This window comes from Streptomyces africanus (genome assembly GCF_002150735.1).
GTDB classification, from domain to species: domain Bacteria; phylum Actinomycetota; class Actinomycetes; order Streptomycetales; family Streptomycetaceae; genus Streptomyces; species Streptomyces africanus.
Genome location: NZ_MUKA01000502.1, coordinates 1 through 2,617 on the forward strand (window position 1 = coordinate 1; position 2,617 = coordinate 2,617).

2 protein-coding genes are annotated in these 2,617 nt (G+C 75.1%); one reads left to right on the forward strand and one right to left on the reverse strand.

What is annotated here, in order from left to right; translation table 11 throughout:
• The first annotated feature begins 178 nt into the window (after positions 1 to 178).
• Positions 179 to 1,201, forward strand: coding sequence for a serine hydrolase domain-containing protein (locus CCL05_RS40800; protein WP_086565622.1), 1,023 nt, complete (start codon positions 179 to 181; stop codon positions 1,199 to 1,201).
• Between the two features lie 58 nt (positions 1,202 to 1,259).
• On the opposite strand, the gene CCL05_RS40805 is transcribed toward CCL05_RS40800, so the two are convergent.
• Positions 1,260 to 2,617, reverse strand: a 1,358-nt coding sequence (locus CCL05_RS40805) for a carbohydrate-binding protein (protein ID WP_341868298.1), incomplete at its 5' end; no start/stop codon positions are given.

The window sequence follows — 2,617 nt, forward strand, 5'->3', positions numbered from 1 at the left end:
GTCGTCCTTGTGGGGCACGGCGACGGACGAGGGCTCGGCAGCCCCGTACGACACATCGAGGGGCCGTGTTCCGGGGCCGGGTGCCTCGCCGCCGCGTGACACGGTGACGGATGAGCCGGCGGCCCTCCGGGCGGCGCCAGGGGCCGCGACCACAGGCCGGAGCACCCCCCGACCGGCTGTGCCTCCGGACGACGGCCCGCTCGCCGAGCGGCTTGCGGAGGCCGTCTCCGCCTCCGACGCCCCGGACGTAGTCTTCGCCCTCTCCCGGCACGGCCGCCGCACGGTCGTGAGCGGCGGTACCGCCCCGCCCCCGCCGCTTCCCCGCGAGGACCTCCGCTACGAGACCGGCTCGGCCGCCAAGACGTTCACCGGCCTGCTGCTGGCCCGGCTGATCCACCACGGCGAGCTGTCCGGCGGTGAACCGGCCGCCGCTTTCCTGGACGAGGGACGGCCGGCCGGTGCGCACCCGGTGACGCTCGCCCACCTGATCACCCACACGTCCGGGCTGCCCGCCCTGCCGGCCGGCTTCTATCTCCGGGGCCTGCCCGCCTGGCACACCAACCCCTACGCCCGTTTCCCCGCCGCCCGGGTCGTCGACGCCTTCCTGCGTCACCGGCCCCGGCACCGCCCCGGCACCCGCTGGCGCTACTCCAACTACGGCGTCGCCGTGCTCGGACACGCACTCGCCGCCGCGACCGGCACACCGTGGGAGGACCTGCTCACAGGCCAGGTCCTGCGCCCCCTCGGCCTGACCGGCACGACGCTGCGGGCGGACGACTCCGGCTTTGACGCCCCCGGGCACGGCAAGGACGGCGCGTCACCCGTGCCCCCCTTCGACGCCGGGGGCTTCCAGGCGGCGGGTGCCGTGCGGGCCACGCCGCACGACCTGCTCACCTTCATCGAGGCGCACCTGGACCCCACCGGAGCACCACCGCAGCTGGCCGCCGCCCTGCGCGCGGTGTGCCGCCCCGTGCTCCGCCGGGGCATCGGGCACCGGCACGTCCACACCATCGCCTGGTTCCGTCACCCGACCGACGGCGGACCGATGTACTTCCACAGCGGCGCGACGCTCGGCCAGCAGGCGTTCCTGGGCTTCCGCCCGGACACCGGCACGGCCCTGGCCGCGCTGTGCACCCGCCGCTTCCGCGCCCACGACCCGTTCCTGGCCGCCGCGTACGCGCTGCTGGCGGAGGACGCGTAGCGCGGACCGTCCGGCGGCGGCACGTGCCGTGCCGGCGCCGGACAGTCCTGACCCCTCGTCACACCCGCTGCCAGAGGGCCGGAGTGCGGGCGGGCGCCCACGCGCCCTGGGCCTGGTGGGTCTGCAGACACCGGTAGCGCACACCGGCGTGGCTCACCGTGACACCGGCCTCGTAGACCCGTCCGGCGGCCCACGCCTGCGTGACCTTGTCCTGCGGTGCCGAGGACTGGACGGCGGCGGTCTTGAGCGTGAGGCCGAAGTCCCTGAGCAGGGGATTGACCGGCTGGTAGAAGGTCGTGCCCCCGCTCGTGCAGTCCCCTGTGCCGCCGGAGGTCACGCCCTGCGCCTGGACGCCCGCGACGAAGGGCCCGCCGGAGTCGCCCGGCTCGGCGCACACCGTCGTCCGGGTCAGCCCGTCCACCCTGCCCTCGGCGTAGCTGACACTGGTGTCGTGCTGCTCGATCTGGCCGCAGTGCCACCCGGTGGTGGAGCCGGAGCGGCAGACGGCGGCCCCGACGAGCGCCTGGACCGAGCCGGTGATCTGCACCTTCTGCTCGCCGTCGACCCGCACGTTCGGGGTGGCCGTCCACTGGTCGTTGACGGCCACCCACGACATGTCCTTGCCGGGGAAGGTGGAAGCCTGGAAAGTGCCCTGCTCCGCGTTGTTGAACCCGGTCGTCCTGGCGCCGGCCTTGCCGCAGTGGCCTGCCGAGGCGAAGCCCTGCTGCTGGCCCTTGGTGACGGAGAAGCCGACGGAGCAGCGGGCGGAGCCGTCGATGTAGTAGGCGTCGCCGCCCGTGATGTCCGCGAGAAGGCGCGGGCGGTTCGCCGTCACCTTGACGCCCACGCTCTTGGCGTCGAGGCCCGCGGCCTTGACGAAGGCGGCGGCCGCAGCCTTGTTCGTGGCCTCCACCGCGATTCGGTTCGCCGGGATGTCGACGTACCACAGGGGCGTGTTCCGCGTGCTGACGCGGCCCGCCGCCGCGTCCAGTTTCCGCTTGGCGGCCACGAGGTCGCGGAGCGTCCTCTTCACGACGACCGCTTTGGCGCCCTGGGCCTTGATGGTGGGCACATCCGTCGCATGGGTGGTCGCCACGACCAGCTCCTGCGACGTCGTGCCGCGCAGCCAGGCCCCCGCGAAACGGGTGCCCAGCGCGTTGCGCAGCCGCCCGGCCCGGGTGCCCGCCTCCGCCTCGTTGACCAGCCGCCGGGACGCCTGGGCGGGCGTCAGCCCGAGGTCGCGCTGCAGAGCACGCAGTACCGGAGCCGGTGCCCGGTCGGCGCCGATGGTCTGGGCGGCCGAGGGCAGAGGTCCCGCGGGGGGCGCCGGCTCGGCCGCCACGGCCGGGGGGATCCCGGTGGCGACGAGCGCGCCGAGCGCGGTCAGGGCCGCCCGGCGGCCGGTCACGGCATGTC